Source organism: Agrobacterium sp. GW821-FHT14E08 (assembly GCF_058803865.1).
The window spans coordinates 959,681-978,653 of record NZ_JBXAPJ010000001.1; the positions used below are offsets into that span (position 1 = coordinate 959,681).

An 18,973-nucleotide genomic window follows, 5' to 3' on the forward strand; every position below is an offset into this window, starting at 1 on the left:
TTTGTTCATTGTTTGTTCTAGTGACGCTAGAGAGTCAAGCACCACAAGGTTGAGGAATACAATCCTAGTATTAGCAAAACCGAAGATTCGAAAAGGATTCAAGGATATAGACATCACGACAATTTTTTACGGCACTTCGCTCTTGTCGGCTCCAGATGGTGGATAGTGGGGATAGATGGGCGGCGTCACAATGTTCTTAAGGTTTTCGTGCTGAACTCTTCCAATGACGAAGCCACCGAGATCAAAGCCGCTCCTTCGTGATATCGAAGCCCCGATCCGCTCAAAGCCGCGTCGGAAGCGTAACCCTGCACAGCCACAGCTTCTGTTCGATCCGATGCCCGACCGCGTCGAGCCGGCGCTTGCACAATTGAAGGCCCATCCGCCACGAGGTGACCAGTGGAGCTGGGAGCTGAAGTGGGATGGCTATCGGCTGGCGGTCCACATCAAGCCGACAGGGGTCCGCATCCTTACCCGTGGGGGTCATGACTGGACGCACCGGTTTCCGGCGATAGAACAGGCAGCCCGAGCGCTGGGCCCGGCAACGATGATCATCGATGGCGAGGCGGTGGTGCTTGACGATGAAGGGCGGCCGGATTTCGGGCTACTTCAGAAGTCGTTGGGCGCTTCGGGCAAGGCGGCCGGCAATCGAGCATCTGATGCCGTCCTCTACGCCTTTGATCTTATGTACCTGGACGGTCAGGATCTGCGGGAGATGGAATACCGATCACGCCGGCATCTTCTCGAGGATACGATAAAGGCAAATGACGGCGCCATCCGTCTCTCGGAAACACTCGACGCCGAACCGGACGTCCTGTTGGAGCATGTCCGCAGCCTTGGCCTCGAGGGGATCGTCGGCAAGCATCTCGATCAGCCCTATCGCTCCGGCCGCACCGGCGACTGGGTGAAGGTCAAATGCGTTGAGAGCGAAGCGTTCATGGTCGTCGGCTACGAGCGATCGACGACATCGCCAACGGGGTTCGCATCGCTGGTGTTGGCTGCATATCGCGGCGACGAGCTCATCCATGTCGGAAACGTCGGCACGGGCTTCAAAGAAGCCGAGATGATCAGGCTTCGAAAAACGCTCGACAAGCTGCGCTGGAAACGAAAGCAGCCGCCTGTACCCTTTACCGAAAAATCAGACATCGTCTGGGTCGAGCCGACCTTGATCGCCGAGATCGAGTTCCGGGTCTGGACTGGGGACCGCAAATTGCGACATGCTTCCTACAAAGGCTTGCGGGAACGGCAGGACAATGCCGACGTTTACAGGCTCGACTAGCGACGCAGGAAACCCGACAAACTGCATTCGGTCGCAACGGAGGAATTGCTGCCATGTGTAATCTGTATCGCATGGAAGACAAGGACTGGGTCTCGAAGTGGGCTCAGGACGCTGAGAGCTTTATCAACCTGATGCCGGCCTATCAAATGAACCCCGACCAGATGGGGCCCATCGTCCGCAAAACTGCGGATGGCAAGAAGCAGCTCGTGCATGCGCGCTGGGGCCTGCCCTCACCCATCTTCGTGCAGAAGAAGGCTGCGGAAGCTCGAGCGGATAAACTGAAGGCCAAGGGCAAGTCCGTCGATATGGACGAACTCATCCGAATGGAGCCGGACCGCGGCGTGACGAATGTCCGCAAGCTCAACCTGCCTCACTGGACGCGCTGGTTCGGCGTCGAGCACAGATGTCTTGTCCCGGTCACCAGCTTTGCTGAACCGGATCCGGCTAGCCAGGAACCCGCCGGCAAAGTGCCGAATGCATGGTTTGCCCGCGACGAACAGAAATCGCTGATGTTCTTCGCCGGTATCCACGTGCCGCAATGGAAAAGCGTCCGCAAGGTGAAGGATGGAATGACCACGGACGATCTCTATGGCTTCCTGACCACGGATCCGAACGATCTTGTGAAGCCGATCCACGAGAAGGCCATGCCTGTCCTGCTGATGACGAAGGAAGAAGCTAACATGTGGATGCGGGCGCCTTGGGAGGAGGCAAAGGAACTGGCCCGGCCTCTGCCAGACGAGGCGCTGATTATTTCCTCGCGCGAACCGTACGGATCCACCATCGTTTCCAAATCCGGAGAGCCGGTGGAGCAAGGAAGGCTCCTTTGACGCCTTAAAACAAAGCTTAAAAACAAACGAGAGGTCAAGGAGACGCTCGCGACATCTGCTCGACAGGACGTTGCGGCGGAGAAGGTCGCCGCTTAACTCCGCATCTCGAGCGAAAAATCGCCCTAGACCGGTCCACCGAAACTAATCACCGAACAGGATGGCGCCATAGTCGGTGGCGCCATGGATATGGACGATTATCACCTTCGCCGTTTTGACGCGGTAGAAGATCAGATAGTTGCCACGACCGCGCCGGCAGCTGCCATGGTGCTCGCAATGGGGTACGAGGGCGAAGCCGTTCGGATTGTCGACGAGATCCTCACACTTGCTGCGTAGCTCTCGGATGAAGGTAAGGGCGCGCTGGGGTTCTCTGCACAGAACCGATCCGGTTAGCCGCATTATTTCCATCGAAAATTGAGCCTTATAAACCTTACCGTAGCGCCGTGATCAAGCTCTTCAACTTGCGGTGTCAGCCATGTCGAAACTTGCTCTTTAGCCACCGCTGTATGGATGAGCTCCGGCGAGCAGACAGCGGCTCTATACTGGAACACCCCTACACCCTTGATTCTCCTAAGGTCGCACTCTAAGTATTTTAGAAAGTCCGGAGGAAATATGCATCAGGTTTTAAGTCAAAAAGCAGAAACCGGTGTCCAGGGACTGGACGACGTTCTTTCGGGTGGTTTTACGCGCAGGCATGTCTTTCTGCTTGAGGGCTCACCAGGGACAGGCAAAACAACGATTGCCTTGCAGTTCCTTCTTGAGGGAGAAAAGCTGGGAGAGCGCTGCCTTTATATCAGTCTGTCGGAATCGGACGAAGAATTGCGCGATTGCGCTAGATCGCATGGCATGGAGATTGGTAGCGGGATCGAGATATTTGAGCTCGTCCCCCCGGAAAGCCTTCTCGATGCCGAACAACAGCAAAGCCTGCTCTACTCCTCAGATCTCGAGTTGGGTGAAACGACAAAACTGATTTTCGAAGCCTTTGAGCGGATCAAACCCCAGCGCGTTGTGATTGATAGCCTCTCTGAAATTCGTCTTTTAGCGCAGAGTTCGTTGCGGTACCGAAGACAGATCCTAGCATTGAAACACTTCTTCGCACGCTCCGATGCAACGGTCCTGCTACTTGATGACATGACGTCGGAAAATTTTGACAAGACGGTCCATAGCGTAGTCCATGGTGTCATTCATCTCGAACAGCTTGCTCCGGACTACGGATCCGAGCGTCGTCGGTTGAGGGTTATAAAATATCGTGGTCAGTCGTTCCGCGGCGGCTATCATGATTTTGTCATCAAAACTGGCGGGGTTGCAGTTTTCCCGCGCCTCCGCGCGATCGAGCACAAGACCGGATTTGAACGAACCACCCTCTCCAGCGGCCTTTCCGAGTTCGACGGGCTGCTCGGGGGTGGCATAGAGCGGGGATCAAGCACGCTGCTTATTGGTCCTGCCGGGACGGGCAAAAGTCTGTTTGCTCTGCAGTTCGTCAACGCTGCGGTGGAGCGTGGGGAAAAAGCAGCGATCTTCATTTTCGATGAGGAGCTTGGTCTTCTCTTTGCCCGCACAAAATCCATGGGTATCGATCTTGAGAAGCTACATGAAGACGGGCATATCCATATCGAGCAACTCGATGCTGCGGAACTGTCACCGGGGGAATTTGCACAGCGCGTGCGAGACCGGGTGGCGACTTACGATGCCAAGACGGTCGTTATCGACAGCATCAATGGTTATCAGGCATCGATGCCGGAAGAGAATGCCCTCATCTTGCACATGCATGAACTGCTGCAATACCTTAACAGGCAGGGCGCGAATACCTTTCTGACGGTTGCCCAGCATGGCCTTGTCGGAGATATGAAATCACCTGTAGATGTCACCTATCTCGCCGATAGCGTCATCCTTCTGAGGTACTTCGAAGCGCTCGGAAAAGTGCGGCGTGCCGTATCGGTGATCAAGAAGCGCACAGGCCCTCACGAAGATACGATCCGTGAGTTCCGAATATCCGGTAACGGATTGACGCTCGGTGCGCCGCTTTCCGGGTTCCAGGGTATCCTTCGCGGTGTTCCAAACTTCGTCGGCGACCAGCATCCGCTTCTTCCTCTGACCGAAGAGGGTGGCGACAATTCCTGACAGCGACACAAGAGCCCTGCTCTACGCTCCAATCGGTCGTGATTCAAAGATTGCAGCGTCTCTCCTAAACGAAGCCGGTGTATCCTCCAGCGCAGTCGCTGACATTGTGTCATTTGTCGCCCGTCTAGGAGACGACATTGCCTTCGCTGTTGTGACCGAGGAGGCGTTTCGTTCAGCCGACCTGAGAGGTATTTCCGCCTGGATCGAAGCGCAGCCCAGTTGGTCTGACCTGCCATTCATCATCTTGACAAACCGTGGCGGCGGACCTGAACGTAATCCGACTGCGGCCAGGTTGTCAGAGGTTCTGGGCAACGTGAGTTTTGTCGAACGGCCTTTCCACGCCACGACCTTCATAAGCGTCGCTCGATCGGCCATGCGCGGCCGGCGTCGGCAGTTTGATGCTCGGGCGAGGATAGAGGCGCTAGACGAAGGCGAACGTCGCCTCCAGACGGCGCTGGGCGCCGGCAGGCTTGGCGCATGGGAGCTCGATCTTGCAACCAATGAACTGACCACTTCGTCGACGTGTCGATCGATTTTTGGCCGAGGGCCCGAAGAGGAGTTCTCTTATGCGGATTTGTTGGCGTCGATCCACCCTGACGACCTCGAGCGCATGCAACTGGCTGTTCGTACTACGATCGAGACCGACGCAGATTACGCGATAGAATATAGAACAATCTGGAATGATGGGTCGATCCACTGGGCGGAAATCCGCGCACAACTCTACAGGGACCGTGCCGGCAAGGCCATCAAACTTGTCGGCGTTTCAGCCGACATCACCTCCCGTCTGGAAGCGGAAGAAGACCAACGGCGGTTGAACGAGGTTCTGGAAGAGCGCGTCGCGGAAAGAACCCGTGAACTGGAAGAAGCACATGCTACCGTCATGGAAGAGGTTAGCCAGCGAGAGCGAGCTGAACAACAATTGCGCCAATCTCAGAAGATGGAAGCAATCGGTCAGCTCACGGGTGGCGTGGCACATGATTTTAACAACCTACTGATGGCCGTGCTTGGCAATCTTGAACTCCTGCGAAAATACGTTGGTGATGATGCGAGAGCGGTCCGCCTGATCGATGGTGCCCAACAGGGCGCCAAACGTGGCGCTTCCCTCACCCAGCGGCTTCTCGCTTTCTCGCGCAGGCAGGACCTGCGCATCGACCCGGTCGATATGCGCGCGCTGGTCAAGGGAATGGAAGACCTGCTGAAACGATCCGTTGGCTCGACAGTGGTAATTAAAACTGACGTGCCGGAGCATCTTCCTCTAGTTTCGGCGGATGCAAACCAGATTGAACTTGCGCTCCTCAATCTTGTTGTCAACGCCCGTGACGCCATGCCGGATGGAGGTGATATCCGCATTGGCCTGAACGGTATCCATCAGTCCATACCGGACGGTGAGCTTGGGGCAGGCGATTACGTCGTCCTTTCGGTGATTGACCAAGGCCATGGAATGGATCGTGAAACACTGCAAAAAGCTGTAGAGCCATTTTTCTCAACCAAGGAACTGGGAAAAGGAACTGGTCTCGGCCTTTCAATGATCCACGGTCTGGCGTCCCAGTTGAAAGGCGACCTCAAGCTGACGAGCGAGTTGGGTAAGGGCACAAAGGCAGAACTGTGGATCCCAGTCTCGACATCCGAAATCACAAACGACTCCGTAGCGATTAAGGTGCCGGCTGGCCCAATCGCGAGCGCTTCAGGACCGAAACGAATCTTGCTGGTGGATGACGATCCTCTCATAGCCATGAGCTCAGTCGATATGCTGATGGACCTCGGTCACGATGTGGTTGAAGCGCATTCGGGGAAAGAGGCCCTGGAGCATCTAGGGGATGGAACCTGCTTTGACCTCCTGATTACCGACTATTCAATGCCTGGCATGACCGGAGCGGATCTGGCGATTGCGGTCCGCCATATTGCCCCAAATCTTCCGATACTCATCGCCTCGGGCTATGCAGAACTGCCGTCTGGAGTTGATCTTGAAGTTGCACGGCTCGGCAAGCCGTATACACAAGATCAGCTGGAGCGCGAGCTTCAAAAGCTGTTTAACGATCCGATCGTGACAGGCCCAGCTAAGAGGAACGGGCCGTAGGACCAGGCCTAGAAGAAGCGGCTCAACTCAAAAGGCTAGCGATCTCGTCGAAACCTTTTCAGCCCTTAGGGGCAGGTCAGAATTGCAGTTTTGACGAGGGGCGTAAAGCGGTTCGCTTTTTCGGCCATGACGGCATGTTCGAGATCCGGTTTCTTGTCGAGGCCGAAGCGCTCACCAAGGGCCGGGGACACGCCATGAGCATGTCGGAAGCCCAGTGCCTTTCCTCTTTCGACGCGATGCGCACGGCCATCTATGCCGCGGCACAGAAGGTCTACGCCAAATCGCGTCGCAATATGAATATCCTGACAGCCTCCGACCTCGGCTAACCTGCCGGATATTCCTTTCCCGAAGGTGCCTGCGCCACCAAGCGCGGCATCGCTGCCGCGCCCGCTGGTGATGTCATTTCACTGGCGGTGAAGCCTTTCCGAGCTTTACCGAAGGTTCCCGACCCCAGACACGCAGCTTGCCGAGGTTCGATACGAAGCCGGCGAGGCCTTCCTCCCCGGGGAGGGCAACGGTGCCCTCATCAAGAGCGTCGGCAATGCCGGCTTTTTCCAGCAAGGGCAGCGCCGACTGATCATAGCCGATGAACTTGCAGTGCTGGAAGGCATCGGCCACGAAGTCCCGCGCCGTTGCCTCATTGACCAGATCGTCTATCGCTTCGGCGGAGGTCAGCAGTGCGACCGCATCGAAAAGAACGGACGGCCCGCCATCGATCATGTGATGGGCCTCGAACCAGCTGCCATCCGAGGCCGTGACGCCGCCGACTTTCGGCGCGATCAGTTCGCAGACAGCTTTCTCCTTCGCAATCGCCGACGTCAGGCCATTCAGCAGCTTGGCATCGACCCCATCGGTGACGAGGATCCCGAGCTTGCGGCCTTCGAAGCGATTGGGGCCGCGCTCCACGATGCTGAGCGCCGGTGAGGGCTCCAGATCCTGACGGGTCGGCATGGCCGCATCCGCCGGCTTCGGCATCGACTTTAATCCCAGCTTCTGCGCAACGGTGGTTGCCAGCGTCTCGTCGATGTTCATCAGATGCGAAACCATGCGTTCGCGGATAACAGATGTTTCCACCTTGCTCAGTTCGAATGTCAGGGCGGCGGCGATGTGACGCTGCTCGGGTGGTGTCTGGCTGATATAGAATTGTCGGGCCTGGCTGTAATGATCGGCAAAGCTTTCCGGGCGCAGTCGCGCCTTGCTTCCCTGTTCTTCGGCCGGGAAATGGCGATAGCCGCGGCTCGGCGATTCCCGCGGACCCTCACCAAACGAGTTCGGCTGGTAATTCGCCCTGCCGACAGGATTGCGCATGGCCATGTGGCCATCCTGCTGGAAATGCGCGAAGGGACACTTCGGCGCATTGATGGGCAGGTGGGTGAAATTTGGCCCGCCAAGCCGTTTCAGCTGGGTGTCGAGATAGGAGAAGTTCCGGCCCTGCAACAGCGGATCATTGCTGAAGTCGATGCCCGGCGGCACGTTCTGCGTCATGAAGGCGACCTGCTCGGTCTCGGCGAAGAAGTTGTCGGGCATGCGGTCAAGCACCAGCCGTCCGACCGGCTGCGGCTTTAGTATTTCCTCGGGAATGATCTTTGTCGGGTCGAGCACGTCGAAGTCGAAGCTGTCGGCAAAGTCCTGGTCAAACAGCTGCACCTGCAACTCCCATTCCGGGAAGTCGCCGGATTGGATGGCTTGCCAGAGGTCGCGGCGGTGGAAGTCGGGATCGGCACCGTTGATCTTGACCGCCTCGTTCCAGGCGACCGACTGAAGCCCCAGCTTTGGCTTCCAGTGGAACTTGACGAATGTCGATTCTTCCTTGGCATTGACCAGGCGGAAGGTGTGGACGCCGAAACCTTCCATGAAGCGCAAGGACCGCGGTATGGTCCGGTCCGACATGGCCCACATGATCATGTGCATGCTTTCCGGCGTCAGGCTGATGAAGTCCCAGAACGTGTCATGGGCGGTCTGGGCTTGCGGAAAGGCCCGGTCCGGTTCCTGCTTGGCGGCATGGATCAGGTCGGGGAACTTGATGGCGTCCTGAATGAAGAACACCGGAATATTGTTGCCGACGAGATCCCAGTTGCCTTCCCGGGTGTAGAGCTTGACGGCGAAACCACGCACATCACGCGCAAGGTCGGCCGAACCCTTGTTGCCGGCAACCGTCGAGAAGCGGACGAAGGCCGGGGTCTTTTCGCCCGCACGCTGCAGGAAATCCGCCCTGGTATAGGCGGAAAAGGATTCGTAGGTCTCGAAGAAGCCATGCGCGCCGTAACCGCGCGCATGCACCACGCGCTCGGGAATGCGCTCGTGGTCGAAGTGGAAGATTTTCTCCCGGAAATGGAAATCATCCACGACAAGCGGCCCGCGCGCGCCGATCCGCAGAGAATTCTGGTCGTCGGCAACCGGCCCGCCCTGGGCGGTCGTCAGCACAGGCGCGTCTGCTTCGGCCGCCTGGTGCAGCTCGCCGCCGGCGCCGCGCTCCAGCTTCTGGTCGTGAATAGTGACGGTCTGCGTCTTGTCTTGCGGTGATTTGCTGTTGGTGGTCTTGGTGCTGTTGGTGGTCCTGGCCATGGTGTGGCTCCTGAACTGGAATGGGCCTATCGCGGCCCGGAAATGAAAAAGCCGCCCTGAAAGGCGGCCCGAACAGAGTGGGCGGCTCACGCCATTTTCGGCTGGGCCTTCAGTGTCTGGTTTGCGGAAAAGCCGATGTCCTCGAGCCCGTCAGGCAACACGTCATGCAATGTCTTTTCCGCAGCCATCCGGGAATCCGATCAAATTTTGAGTGCTGGACTTGGAGAACCCTCGAACCGTGGCGACGTTCCTGCGGCGGCAAAATAATTTTCATCCCGCCGCGCCTGCCCGACGAGAAGGCCGGCCTCCGCCTCTGGCGTGTAGGAGACTATCTGCGGCTCGTCGTCGCGCTCCCGAAGCTCGGCTTCTATCGCATTGAACTGCGCGATGTAGGCTTCTTTGAAGCGAGCCGCTTTCGTGCCGGCGAAGCCAATGGCGAGGAAGGTGAAGCCGTCTTTTGTTGTCTCGTAGTGGGATGTCGAAACTCCCGTTAAGTCGTTGATTTTAAACGGCACGAAATTGTGCCGATGGAAATCGACACTGCATTCAAGCTCCCTGATGTCCTGAAGCACTCACGAACATTTAGATAAGCGCCTGGTCGCCGAAGTTGATAGGGAATCCGACCCCACCGCCTATTCGGGATATGTCGCCATGGAACTCTGGGCCGATGACGACGACATTCCGACCGGAGCGAGGATTCAGGTGTTGTTCAGCGAGCGCAAAGGCATCGCCGCCATCCTCTACGACCACCCCAACATTTCTGATGCCTTCATCGAGTGGGTGTTTTGCACATCTCCAGACGAAGCTTTGTCAGAATGGAAGAAGAAAGTCCGCTGGCCGCTGATTGAGACGTCGCGGGGACCATTGGACATAACCGGAGACGCCTACCTGTGAGTGACCAATCCAGCAAAGCCGGAGACGGCATCCATGAGAACCACTGGTGCGAGCATCCGGGGTGTAAGGAATGGGGCGGCTTTGGTTTCAGTCGGTCGAAGGCTGAGAAATCCACCTGGCATTGCTGGGAGCACTACCCTCACAAAGAAAAAGACCCGCTCACCTCTCGGCAAGCGGGTTGAGCGCCTCGACCGTCGGCCTAAAGCGACGTGCGAGTGGAGATAGGCTTGTTAGTTTTCTTTTACCTTCCCTGAGAGCCTGTCCCTTACGTCCATCAGGATCATATTTAGCAAGTATATTAGCAGGCCTATGTTCGCCTGTTCCGCCAGCAGCAACGCGGCCTTAAGGTGATCCTCAATCGCCATCAGTTTTGATTTATCCATTTTCAAATCTCCTAAAGTAATGAAGATTTTTATTTTAGTATAAAACTAAAACCGTTGCTTTACCGTCAGGCAAGAAGCGTCAGTATTTTCGGGGCGACTAGGGCAGACTTTAGTTGATATGTCTGCGCCGTCTGGTGCAGCTTGTCAGACGCGTAATAGGTTCCGTTATTTGGATCGACCAATTCTGGAATGTTGGCGTAATCCACTATGTCATCCGCAAACGTCGGCCAGTTGGTGCGTATCTGGTTGTTGATCAATACCCGACGGTCTTCAGCCTGCTGGGTGTAAGTTGCGTCGATAACCTGGGTGTTGATGGTCGAGACGATCACCTTTACGCCCTGAGTGCGCAACCAGGTGCAATACGCCACGATGGCATTATAGACCGTCGTGTCGGTCGAGCCTGCGCGCAGATCATTGATGCCGGCATGAACACGGGCCACCCGCTTGGTGATTTCGGGGTATCCGTCCATCAGCTCTTTGATGCGATTGCGAGCATTCGTTCCATTGAGGGAGGTGATCGGGATCGACGGCTGACCGCAATTGAACACGCCCACATCCGAAGGACTTCCGAGCGCCCCGAAAAGCTGATCTGGTTCAGTTGCCGACATTCCAAGACCGGAAACGTAAGTGGCAATGCTGCCCTGCCCAGCGGTGATGCTATCGCCGATCATGAACACACCCTTGGTCTGTCCGATCTGGATCGCCGCCACTGCTTCCAACTGCCGGCCAACAGATGCCATCTCAGTTTCGGTCAGCGCTCGGGGGAAGATGACCACCGCCATGATTTCGCTATAGCCGTTACCATTTTCGACATTGCCACCGGTCAACGTGCCGGAAGCGAATGCGCCAGCAATCGTCTCGATCTTCCGGTTATTGTACATCTTCACGTCGGATGCACCGCTGGAATAGCCGATGATGGATACGCCAGATGTTTTCGGCGCACGGCTTGCAGTTTTCCGAACGTTGTTGGCGCTGTCATACACGCGGAAGCCACCACCTGAGACACTGACATCCGGCGCATCCGTGCCAAATTGCAGCGTCGTACCGAGCCTGAGCCAGTAATAAGCGGCCCTCGCCAACCTTGGCTTGAAGACCAGAAAGACCGAATGATTGGCCCGGTCCACGGAAAGGCCAGCAGGGATAGGGTATTGGACGTTGGGGCCGCCGACGAAAGGAAGGCCGCCACCAGTAATCTGTGATCTGCGAATGGCTCCGCGCGCGCCATCAACCGTCTGAACCAGATCGTACCCGTTTCCAGACTGATCGAAAAAGGTATCTGCCCTGGCAAAGAAATTGACGCCGCCGACATAGGTCTCAATCGCCGCAAGGTCGAGGCGGTTATCTGCCGCCCACCCAAAGGTCGCGGGCGTCGATGGATTGGCATTGCGGGCAATCTTTGCAGCGCTTCCAGCCCAACCGTAAAGCTTAGCGCTTCCAGCAAACAACAATGGTGCGACAGGTAGTGCCAAGGGTAACTTTGCCCCGCCAACAACCCCAGCCCCGATGTAACTCGCAGTCGCCCGCATACGCGCATGACGCGCGGAAGATGAATTTCCTTGTCTAGCCATGCTTTATCCTGCCCGCGTCGCGCGCGGCTTTGATTGATTTTCGACGATGCGGTCCACGCGCAGCGTCATCTTGTCGACGGCATCCTTCACGGCGCCGATAGCGCCCATGATTTGCTCTGTCTGCTCACGAAGGCCGGACTTGGAAACGTAGGTCTCAGCAACATGCAGGCGATGAGCGGCGAGTTCTTCCCTCGCCAAAGATGCCATCGCCGATGCAGCTGACGCTGCCGCAGACGCCTCGGTCTTCGCAGCGCTGATCTTGGCGTCGACGTATTTCCAGAGGCCGAACAGAAAGCCGAAAACAGTGATGAAGAAGACGGCGACGGCCATGATTTCGGGACCGCTCATGGCCTCACCCCGCAAAGCTTCTGCAGCTTTTCGTTCTCGGTGAGGATTTGTCGCTTTGTCTCTGGCGTCATTTGGTCGTCGACGGAAGGACGTACCGGCCGCGCTATGTCGCAATAGCTACCGCTTGTCGCGCATCCACTTGCCAAGAGCGCCATCAACGCCAGCGTCATCCAGGTTTCTGATTTCATTTTCGACATCCCCGGCGTTCTTGATGGCCTTGGCATTTGCTGTGGCCTGTTCGTCCTTTGCCGCGGAGCGCCCTGCCCTCTGGCCATACAAAAAGACGCCCACGAGGATCGCGAGCGCCGTACCGATTCCGGCTAGACAGCCTTTGAGTTTGGCGATGATCATCAAACCACCACCTCCTTGCCGCGCCAGCTATTCCAGCGGCGGGCGATCACATCGCGATTGCGATAGGCGACATAAGCAACGGCAGCAACTGCGACGCCGGCGACAATCCAGCCCCAGGGAAGGCCGGCGACAAAGGCCAGCAAGCCCGAGCTCGCGGCGGAGCCGACGCCCTTTGTCACTGCCTCTTTTGCAGCCCCAGCATCGCGCCGAAGCTGAGCAAGCGTGGCGGGACCGATGATGCCATCGGCGATGAGATGCGGGTGCGCCTTCTGGTAGGCGATGACCGCGGCTTTGGTCTTCTCGCCCATCCAGCCGTCGATGGCGCCGGGATTGAGGCCAGCCGCAGTCAAAAGCTCCTGCGCTTCTTTAACGACTGGGTCAGGCTGCTTGGAAGGTTCTGGCGTGGCTTCCTTTGTCACGCCGACACCAGTGTAGATGCCCTTCTCGAAAAGCAGGGCCTCTTCCTTTCGACGACGCACCAGTCCCGGCAGTCTCTTGCCTTTTGCGGTATTGTAGTTGCTGGCGAGGTGAGCGGCGGCCTTTTTGATCTGGCCTTTGCGCCAGTATTCGGCCCACGTCCATTTCATGGCGCCGACGCCGAGGTTGAATGTCACCGATGCGGCGGCGTCCAGCTCGTGCTGCTTCCGGTTCTCAGGAGAGCCTGCAACCACGGCCGGAACGTATTCAGCAGCAAGCACGGCGTCGAGGATGGCATCGCTCTGCGCGGCGGTGATCTTAGTTTTGCCCGGAACGAGCTTGGTAATGCCGATTTTTGCCAATTCGCGGCGCACGGAATCGCTGCGCATCGTAAAGCCAGTGCCGATCGTCGGAATGCTGACGGGGTCGAGATAGCAGGTAAGTGGATTGCCCTCATGCAAGCGCACGAAAGCCCTCCCCTGTGTGGAGATTTTGGTGATTGGCATGGGTGTTCCTTGGTGATGAAGCGAAAAGTTCAGTCTTGACTAACTGGCGCCGCACCCGTCCATGATTTAAGTTCGCTCTGACTTCACTGGCTCGGGGGCTTGGCGGTATGAAGGTTCAATGGGTGCTGATTGTGGGGTTGTTTGCGTCGCCTACCGATTCTATCGCGCAAACTGTCCGAGACGTATTGCTTGATAATGAAGATGCTGGCCTCGTTAAGCTCCGTGTGGCTTCGCTGGCCGATGGTATGGGGTGGGCAAACTCATACTTCTCGGTAAACGGAGGCCAGAGGGCTTTCTGTCCCCCATCAAAACTCGCAATCACTTCAGATCAGCATGTAGACATTGTCCGCCGATTTATCGACAGCCACCCTGACGATGGAAGCCGAATGGCAAATCAGCTAGGGTATGTTGTACTGAAGTCGCTCATTGACGCATTTCCATGCAATTAGGCCACCGGCCAAGCGATGGGCGAAATTTCCGCCAGAAACTGCTCGACGGTCGGCTGCTGGCGCTGACCGGCCTGCACCTTTGCAAGTTCGCCGTAAGCGTAGAACCAAACGTTATCGCGCCACGCGACGAAAGCCTGTGCCTCGGCCGCCCATTTTGGTTTTGTCGATCCGATGTAAGAGGCCAGCGTCACGCCATCTCGGAACTGACGCTCGCGAGCGGTGCTATCGACAAGGTTCTGAATGGCGTTTTCGTACTCGTTGATGGTGGGTGTTGGCGTATTGCTGCCGGTGTACGGCAGAGGCGTGTTTCCCGCCTCTAGCCACGCGACATACTCTGCCGATGACACTAGGCAGCTTTCGTGTGTGCCATCTTCCAGCACGCGGAAGGCGACCGCCTCGCCTTCGTATTCGGGCGGTGTCGCAAGCGTCCATCTACTCATAGATCAGCCCCTGTGAAATAAATGTTCAAAGCGCCACCGCTCGCGCGGAGCCATCCGGAATGTGACGGGGTGTAACCGGAGCCTGACGTGGATATTGAAACCTCGCCAGCGACCTCGGACGTTTGTCCGCCGAAGGTCCATCCGGTTACAGACTGATCGGATGCGAACGTTGTGAAAGAGGCCGAGCCAGCCACAACAAGCCCCGTGGGCTTTATCCTTGCCTTGACGGGGAACGGGACAGTGAACACTGCGCCGGATGCATTCACGGCGAAGCCGAAAGTCGGGATCGTGCCAGCGCCGTCAGACTTGATGCCAGGGAGGAAGCGCCGGCATAGCATTTCCTCAACAACGTGCGGTCGACCAGAAAACGCGCTGACATAGCCTAGTTCGAATTGCGGAAGAGAGAAACTCCCGACTCCAAACTCCACGGTGACATTTGCAGAGGCATCAACATCCACAAACAGGGTTTCGGAGGCACCATATGAGCCGCCATTGATACGAGCCTGTGCCGTTCCAAGCCAAGAAAGCCAGTATCGTCCTGTTTGTCCTGCAAAACCGCGCGCCTCCATGGTTTGTTGAAGCGATCCGGCCGTAATATCGAATGTGGTCACCCCGTTCACCGTAGTCGGAGTATATGTGCAGCCTGAAGCGCCAGCCTTCATTCTGTCATGCCCGAACGCACCGGCAGCAAGGGTGACCGGACCGCTAACGCCACGGGTATTAAGCGCCCCCAGACCGTTCATGATCTTGTTTCGGAAGTTGCTGATTGGCACCGCCGCAAAGGAACGAACCTCAGCAGGCGTTAGCCCGACGATCGCTTTGCCAGTCGTAGAGCCAAAGCCCGCAACCTGTTTTGCTGTAGTGCCGCCGTTCGGGCCGACTACATCACCGGTTCCCGTCCCATCCAGCCCCTTCGGCAAGCCGAAGTCCAGCCGGATGGTGTCGGCATCAATGGGGACCACCGTAACCGTTGCTGACGATCCGGCCGGAAGAGTCGTCGTTGGGCCAATCGTTATCTCAGTATAAGGTCCAGACGGACCGACTGGACCGGTGATGTAGTACGGAACGCTCCAATCGCCCGACGCCGCCGACTCTTTGATGTATACCGCCGTACGTCCATCGCCGATGTTGGCCACCAGCACTCTAAAGCCTTCAGCGGATGCATCGTAGGCCGCGCGCTCCGCGAGCGTAGCAACTGCTTCATCGAACTGAACGCCATCCTTCAGCTCGAATTTCTTGATCGTGCCGAAGACACCCGGGCCGATACCGATCGGTATATCGTCAGTGCCAACAGTAATTTCAGACAGGCTATCAAGATTGCCGCCGCTCAGGCTGAGCATCAACCGCCGCATTGTTTCGACGGCAACGATGGTCGGGTTCGTCAACTCGATCTTGTACGGCGCATCAGTCTGCGCCGGACCGGGCCAGTCGTCGGCTAGCAAGAGCTCAGTGTTGCTGACGATGGTCTCAATCACGATAGGACGGCCGACGTGAATGCCGAACTTATCACCGGCCTTGATCGGCGTCATGCCGGCTACTGGCGTCAGCCAGCCAGTATCCGTGCCGGTAACGGTGCGAGAGCCGACGGCGATCGTTGCCGTTCCGTCGCCGTACCATGTGGTGTTAGCCATTATTTGGATGCTCCGTTTCCGGTGTCGACGGGATCGCCCTCGCCTTTCGCAAGGCGCAGCTCGGCTTCAAGCCCGTTGATCTTGTCGAGAAGGATCTGGTTTTCCTGCTTCTGCATCGAGAGGTGTTGACCAAGCAGCAAGGTCCGCTGCTTCAAAAAACCTTCGCGCACTTCTGCTTCCTGCAGGGCGACGAGAGCGTCGACCTGCATCGTGTTGCCGGTTGTCATTGTATTTCGTCCTACGCCCGCTTGATCGCCATGACGCGCATGAACAAGTTGTCGATACCGACGTTTGTCGATGGCGCCGTTGCTCGAATTTGAAATTCATAGGTGGTGGATGTTCGCCCTGACGGTGGTGTGTGGGGGCGCAGTATCGACATGGTCCGCACGTCGTTGGATTGCCACTCGTAGATTGTCGCGCCATCATTCGCTGAAATGACGCGATACTGGCATTGAGTAAAACCGAGGAGTCCGGAGATCGAAATCTCGATCAGAGGCGATCCAGAGCCGTGGTTTATGGTCAAGGAACCAGCGGTCACGTAGGTCTGGGAGAACGTCGAAAACGTCCCAACTGCGGCGACTTCATAAGCAACGACGATGCCTTCCTGAATGTTGGACTTTCCAACAACAAGGTTGCCGATGTAGGCGTTCGAAATATCGACGTTTCCAAGCACACTCGACAGCGCCGACAACTGGTTGACCTTCACCTCATCAAGATAGAGAACACCCGACTGGAAAACGAACGGCCGCTTTATCGTGGCGTCGTCATCGCTCACCATGACGACCTGACCGGCCTTCATGATGATGCGAGTGGGGTTCGCCGGGTTCGATGGCACGTCCATGAGGAATGATGCCGCACGGTAGTTCTCATCGTTGACAGCAGCAGTAATACCGTAACGCGCCGAGTAACCAACGGGAGCCGCGACCGCTGCCCATGCGATGTTGATCGAAGCGGTATTGCCGCCCAGCGCCGCCGTCAGGCTTTCCACCTTGCCGGCGACCGCCACGGTTTCATTCACGGCAAGCTGGATATCCTCTCGATATTCAGCGCGGGCCGCGCCAAGTTCGACGGACAGTTCTCTCGCGAGCTTTCGGGTGTCCTTATAAGCGACAACAGAAAGCTCCATCATTCCGGATATCAACCCGTCGATTGCGTCCTGTGCTGTTCTGGTGCTGTTGCGGAGCCAGCCAAGGGCGTCCTCGATGTTCGACAGATCGACATCAACGAACACATCCTTATCGGAAAGCAGGATGTTCGGCGTGATGACCGGAATAAATCCAGACCACAACACCGGCCTGTCGCCACCGGGAATATAGCGCCCCCGGACGACGTAGCTTTCGGCTGGTAGCAGTCCTTGCGAAATCAGCATCGAGCCAACCTGCGGCTGATCCGTTCGGCCTTCGGAGATCTTCTCCAGCGTTGCCTGCAGCCGCACCTCGTACTCAATGCCTATGACATCGTCGAGACGGCCATTGCTATTATCCCACGTCAGGCGAATCGCGGGCCGGCGATCCTGACCGGTGCTATCCTTGACCGTTGCGGGTTCCACGAACCAATCAACAATCGGCTGCGGCGTTGGGCGAATGACACCGATCTGACCATCAACCGGAGGCTTGAATTCGGTATCCGTGCTCCAGTCGTAATCACTCGGATCCACCTCGGTGATGTCGATCATCACATCAAGGTTGGCGCGATCGGCAACGCCGTCGATCCGCATCAGCTTGGCGATGTAGCCGTTGCGCTCAGACGTCCACGAAAACACTGTTCCCGGCGTCGCGTATGCCCAAAACTTCGGCGGCAGCACAATCGTATGCCGGCGGAAGCGACGGGCCTCCTCCAGTGCCGATTTCATCAAGCGCTGAACCTGCTCCGGGTATGGAACGAAGTTCAGGTCGACATCAGCCATAAGACGGCGATTGCCGTCGATTGCTTCAAGGTCGGTGCGATAGAGGGGCGGTGCAGTCTTTGCGACCCACCCATCTGCCGGCGAAGGATAGTTAGCCGAAACACCGTTGATGGTATCGGCAAGCCCGAGGAACGGCGTAAACTCCTGCTCTTCCGTCGACAGGATATCGTCATCGGTGAAGGCAATGACCGGAGCGTCAGGAGCACCGGAGTGAAGATAATAGACGCCACCAACTTCGGAAATCTTGCCCTGACACGCTGTGAGGAGCGCCTCCACAGCAGAGGTCAGCGGAGCCTCGACCTGGATTTCCCCACCACTCCGGTAGGTGTTTACGATACCGGTGGATTCCTGAATACCGGCGCGGTGCTTCTCGATCTGCGCAATCCACGCGGCAGCAGGCAGACGGGCAGATGAAAGGTTCTGCAGGCCATAAAACCACTGGCCGTTATGGGTGATGCCGCGCAGAAGATTGTAGATCTGCACCGCCGGCAGGAAGTCGCCGTCTCCGCCCCACGTGGCAGGATCGGCATAACGCTGGGAACCTACGCCGCCTTGCGTGCTGTCACGCGAGATGTCGTAGAGGCGCATACCCTCAAGCACGAACTTGAAGGACGGCACACCGGAGAACATGTTCTTGGACACGCGCGCAGTGACGATGGCGTAAGCAACGCCCCTGCCAATGCGATCCGGGTTCCACCACCTGTTGCCGTTCGACACGGACGTAAACAGGAAACTGTGTGCCGTTGTCTGCGTGCCATCGTAGAACTTGACCCAGAGGCTGTCCGGGTATTCGTTGACCGCATAGCCACGATCCGTCAGGCCGCCGAGCGTCACGCGCTCGCCGTTGACCCAGACTTCAGCGAGACCGCGCACCGGCATGTCCGACAGCGCAATAACCTGCGTCAGGTAAGCGTTCGGCGTGTCGCCGTCCTGTCCCCAGGTGTTGACGAATACCAGAGAGCCAGCGGTAGCCGTGCGGCCCATGATGAAGGAGCGCGAAATATCGCCGCCGCCTTGCAGTGTGCCGTTGATAGAGAACGTCGGGTCTTTTGGCTTGCCTGCGAGAGACTGCGCGAGAAGGCTAAGGCCAAGACCCGCCACCGCCTTCAGAGCAAACGCCGTAGCCGTCACGAAGAACGACGCGGCGCCGAATCCCAGCGCGCTGCCGATCGCCGTGGCGATGGAAGTGAAAATAGCCATCGATTTTCCTTGGGATG

Annotated in this window: 19 protein-coding genes; 7 read left to right on the forward strand and 12 right to left on the reverse strand. The window is 57.4% G+C overall.

Features of this window, described 5'->3' with window-relative positions:
- Positions 1–223: 223 nt before the first annotated feature.
- Both ligD and AC1ROR_RS04705 read left to right on the forward strand, forming a co-directional pair.
- A complete protein-coding gene (gene ligD / locus AC1ROR_RS04700; RefSeq protein ID WP_498588728.1) occupies positions 224–1,276 on the forward strand; it encodes a non-homologous end-joining DNA ligase in 1,053 nt (350 codons plus the stop codon).
- A gap of 53 nt (positions 1,277–1,329) precedes the next feature.
- Positions 1,330–2,103, forward strand: coding sequence for an SOS response-associated peptidase family protein (locus AC1ROR_RS04705; protein ID WP_498588729.1), 774 nt, complete (start codon positions 1,330–1,332; stop codon positions 2,101–2,103).
- A gap of 141 nt (positions 2,104–2,244) precedes the next feature.
- Here AC1ROR_RS04705 and AC1ROR_RS04710 read toward each other — a convergent pair whose 3' ends face one another.
- The gene (locus tag AC1ROR_RS04710) at positions 2,245–2,499 is read right to left on the reverse strand and encodes a type II toxin-antitoxin system RelE/ParE family toxin (protein ID WP_498588730.1); all 255 of its coding nucleotides are present in this window, start codon (positions 2,497–2,499) and stop codon (positions 2,245–2,247) included.
- 213 nt (positions 2,500–2,712) lie between these two features.
- On the opposite strand from AC1ROR_RS04710, the gene AC1ROR_RS04715 reads away from it, so the two are divergent.
- From AC1ROR_RS04715 to AC1ROR_RS04725, 3 genes are read left to right on the forward strand one after another with little or no spacing between them, the layout of a single operon-like run.
- Positions 2,713–4,221, forward strand: coding sequence for an ATPase domain-containing protein (locus AC1ROR_RS04715; RefSeq protein ID WP_498588731.1), 1,509 nt, complete (start codon positions 2,713–2,715; stop codon positions 4,219–4,221).
- A complete protein-coding gene (locus AC1ROR_RS04720; protein ID WP_498588732.1) occupies positions 4,205–6,298 on the forward strand; it encodes an ATP-binding protein in 2,094 nt (697 codons plus the stop codon). Before AC1ROR_RS04715 ends, AC1ROR_RS04720 begins: the two co-directional genes overlap by 17 nt.
- A 41-nt stretch (positions 6,299–6,339) precedes the next feature.
- On the forward strand, positions 6,340–6,624 hold the full coding sequence (locus tag AC1ROR_RS04725) for a DUF1488 family protein (RefSeq protein WP_498589174.1): 285 nt from the start codon (positions 6,340–6,342) through the stop codon (positions 6,622–6,624).
- Positions 6,625–6,697: 73 nt separating this feature from the next.
- Here AC1ROR_RS04725 and katE read toward each other — a convergent pair whose 3' ends face one another.
- Together katE and AC1ROR_RS04735 are read right to left on the reverse strand one after the other, a co-directional pair.
- Positions 6,698–8,863: a catalase gene (gene katE / locus AC1ROR_RS04730; RefSeq protein WP_498588733.1), complete on the reverse strand. Its 2,166-nt coding sequence runs from the start codon at positions 8,861–8,863 to the stop codon at positions 6,698–6,700.
- Between the two features lie 200 nt (positions 8,864–9,063).
- The gene (locus tag AC1ROR_RS04735; RefSeq protein ID WP_498588734.1) at positions 9,064–9,435 is read right to left on the reverse strand and encodes a Rha family transcriptional regulator; all 372 of its coding nucleotides are present in this window, start codon (positions 9,433–9,435) and stop codon (positions 9,064–9,066) included.
- Between the two features lie 79 nt (positions 9,436–9,514).
- Here AC1ROR_RS04735 and AC1ROR_RS04740 point away from each other — a divergent pair, with 79 nt between their 5' ends.
- Positions 9,515–9,757, forward strand: coding sequence for a hypothetical protein (locus AC1ROR_RS04740; RefSeq protein ID WP_498588735.1), 243 nt, complete (start codon positions 9,515–9,517; stop codon positions 9,755–9,757).
- A gap of 230 nt (positions 9,758–9,987) precedes the next feature.
- On the opposite strand, the gene AC1ROR_RS04745 is transcribed toward AC1ROR_RS04740, so the two are convergent.
- From AC1ROR_RS04745 to AC1ROR_RS04765, 5 genes are all read right to left on the reverse strand, one after another.
- A complete protein-coding gene (locus AC1ROR_RS04745) occupies positions 9,988–10,140 on the reverse strand; it encodes a hypothetical protein (RefSeq protein ID WP_498588736.1) in 153 nt (50 codons plus the stop codon).
- Positions 10,141–10,205: 65 nt separating this feature from the next.
- A complete protein-coding gene (locus AC1ROR_RS04750; protein WP_498588737.1) occupies positions 10,206–11,708 on the reverse strand; it encodes an SGNH/GDSL hydrolase family protein in 1,503 nt (500 codons plus the stop codon).
- 3 nt (positions 11,709–11,711) lie between these two features.
- Entirely contained in the window at positions 11,712–12,056 is a 345-nt protein-coding gene (locus AC1ROR_RS04755; protein WP_498588738.1) for a hypothetical protein, read from the reverse strand.
- Positions 12,057–12,173: 117 nt separating this feature from the next.
- A complete protein-coding gene (locus tag AC1ROR_RS04760; protein ID WP_498588739.1) occupies positions 12,174–12,407 on the reverse strand; it encodes a hypothetical protein in 234 nt (77 codons plus the stop codon).
- The gene (locus AC1ROR_RS04765; RefSeq protein WP_498588740.1) at positions 12,407–13,330 is read right to left on the reverse strand and encodes a glycoside hydrolase family protein; all 924 of its coding nucleotides are present in this window, start codon (positions 13,328–13,330) and stop codon (positions 12,407–12,409) included. The genes AC1ROR_RS04760 and AC1ROR_RS04765 overlap by 1 nt, the downstream gene beginning before the upstream one ends.
- 245 nt (positions 13,331–13,575) lie before the next feature.
- Here AC1ROR_RS04765 and AC1ROR_RS04770 point away from each other — a divergent pair, with 245 nt between their 5' ends.
- On the forward strand, positions 13,576–13,779 hold the full coding sequence (locus AC1ROR_RS04770; RefSeq protein ID WP_498589175.1) for a Rap1a/Tai family immunity protein: 204 nt from the start codon (positions 13,576–13,578) through the stop codon (positions 13,777–13,779).
- Here the strand turns inward: AC1ROR_RS04770 and AC1ROR_RS04775 are convergent.
- Genes AC1ROR_RS04775 through AC1ROR_RS04790 form a run of 4 tightly spaced genes read right to left on the reverse strand, consistent with a single transcriptional unit; the run spans position 13,776 to position 18,956 of the window.
- Complete coding sequence (locus AC1ROR_RS04775) at positions 13,776–14,219, reverse strand: hypothetical protein (RefSeq protein WP_498588741.1); 444 nt, start codon at positions 14,217–14,219, stop codon at positions 13,776–13,778. The genes AC1ROR_RS04770 and AC1ROR_RS04775 overlap by 4 nt on opposite strands.
- Entirely contained in the window at positions 14,216–15,850 is a 1,635-nt protein-coding gene (locus AC1ROR_RS04780) for a hypothetical protein (protein ID WP_498588742.1), read from the reverse strand. Before AC1ROR_RS04780 ends, AC1ROR_RS04775 begins: the two co-directional genes overlap by 4 nt.
- On the reverse strand, positions 15,850–16,077 hold the full coding sequence (locus AC1ROR_RS04785; protein ID WP_498588743.1) for a hypothetical protein: 228 nt from the start codon (positions 16,075–16,077) through the stop codon (positions 15,850–15,852). The genes AC1ROR_RS04780 and AC1ROR_RS04785 overlap by 1 nt, the downstream gene beginning before the upstream one ends.
- Positions 16,078–16,088: 11 nt before the next feature.
- Positions 16,089–18,956 carry a phage tail protein gene (locus AC1ROR_RS04790; RefSeq protein ID WP_498588744.1) on the reverse strand — a complete coding sequence of 956 codons (2,868 nt, stop codon included), beginning with the start codon at positions 18,954–18,956 and terminating at the stop codon, positions 16,089–16,091.
- Between the last annotated feature and the right edge of the window lie 17 nt (positions 18,957–18,973).

What these genes read in the sequence shown, in the direction of transcription:
- AC1ROR_RS04710 (WP_498588730.1), bottom strand. Translation starts at nt 2,499, where the DNA reads ATGCGGCTAACCGGATCGGTTCTGTGCAGAGAACCCCAGCGCGCCCTT.
- AC1ROR_RS04770 (WP_498589175.1), top strand. Translation starts at nt 13,576, where the DNA reads ATGGGGTGGGCAAACTCATACTTCTCGGTAAACGGAGGCCAGAGGGCT.
- AC1ROR_RS04760 (WP_498588739.1), bottom strand. Translation starts at nt 12,407, where the DNA reads ATGATCATCGCCAAACTCAAAGGCTGTCTAGCCGGAATCGGTACGGCG.
- AC1ROR_RS04790 (WP_498588744.1), bottom strand. Translation starts at nt 18,956, where the DNA reads ATGGCTATTTTCACTTCCATCGCCACGGCGATCGGCAGCGCGCTGGGA.
- AC1ROR_RS04745 (WP_498588736.1), bottom strand. Translation starts at nt 10,140, where the DNA reads ATGGATAAATCAAAACTGATGGCGATTGAGGATCACCTTAAGGCCGCG.
- AC1ROR_RS04755 (WP_498588738.1), bottom strand. Translation starts at nt 12,056, where the DNA reads ATGAGCGGTCCCGAAATCATGGCCGTCGCCGTCTTCTTCATCACTGTT.
- ligD (WP_498588728.1), top strand. Translation starts at nt 224, where the DNA reads ATGACGAAGCCACCGAGATCAAAGCCGCTCCTTCGTGATATCGAAGCC.
- AC1ROR_RS04780 (WP_498588742.1), bottom strand. Translation starts at nt 15,850, where the DNA reads ATGGCTAACACCACATGGTACGGCGACGGAACGGCAACGATCGCCGTC.
- AC1ROR_RS04705 (WP_498588729.1), top strand. Translation starts at nt 1,330, where the DNA reads ATGTGTAATCTGTATCGCATGGAAGACAAGGACTGGGTCTCGAAGTGG.
- AC1ROR_RS04750 (WP_498588737.1), bottom strand. Translation starts at nt 11,708, where the DNA reads ATGGCTAGACAAGGAAATTCATCTTCCGCGCGTCATGCGCGTATGCGG.
- AC1ROR_RS04775 (WP_498588741.1), bottom strand. Translation starts at nt 14,219, where the DNA reads ATGAGTAGATGGACGCTTGCGACACCGCCCGAATACGAAGGCGAGGCG.
- katE (WP_498588733.1), bottom strand. Translation starts at nt 8,863, where the DNA reads ATGGCCAGGACCACCAACAGCACCAAGACCACCAACAGCAAATCACCG.
- AC1ROR_RS04765 (WP_498588740.1), bottom strand. Translation starts at nt 13,330, where the DNA reads ATGCCAATCACCAAAATCTCCACACAGGGGAGGGCTTTCGTGCGCTTG.
- AC1ROR_RS04740 (WP_498588735.1), top strand. Translation starts at nt 9,515, where the DNA reads ATGGAACTCTGGGCCGATGACGACGACATTCCGACCGGAGCGAGGATT.
- AC1ROR_RS04715 (WP_498588731.1), top strand. Translation starts at nt 2,713, where the DNA reads ATGCATCAGGTTTTAAGTCAAAAAGCAGAAACCGGTGTCCAGGGACTG.
- AC1ROR_RS04785 (WP_498588743.1), bottom strand. Translation starts at nt 16,077, where the DNA reads ATGACAACCGGCAACACGATGCAGGTCGACGCTCTCGTCGCCCTGCAG.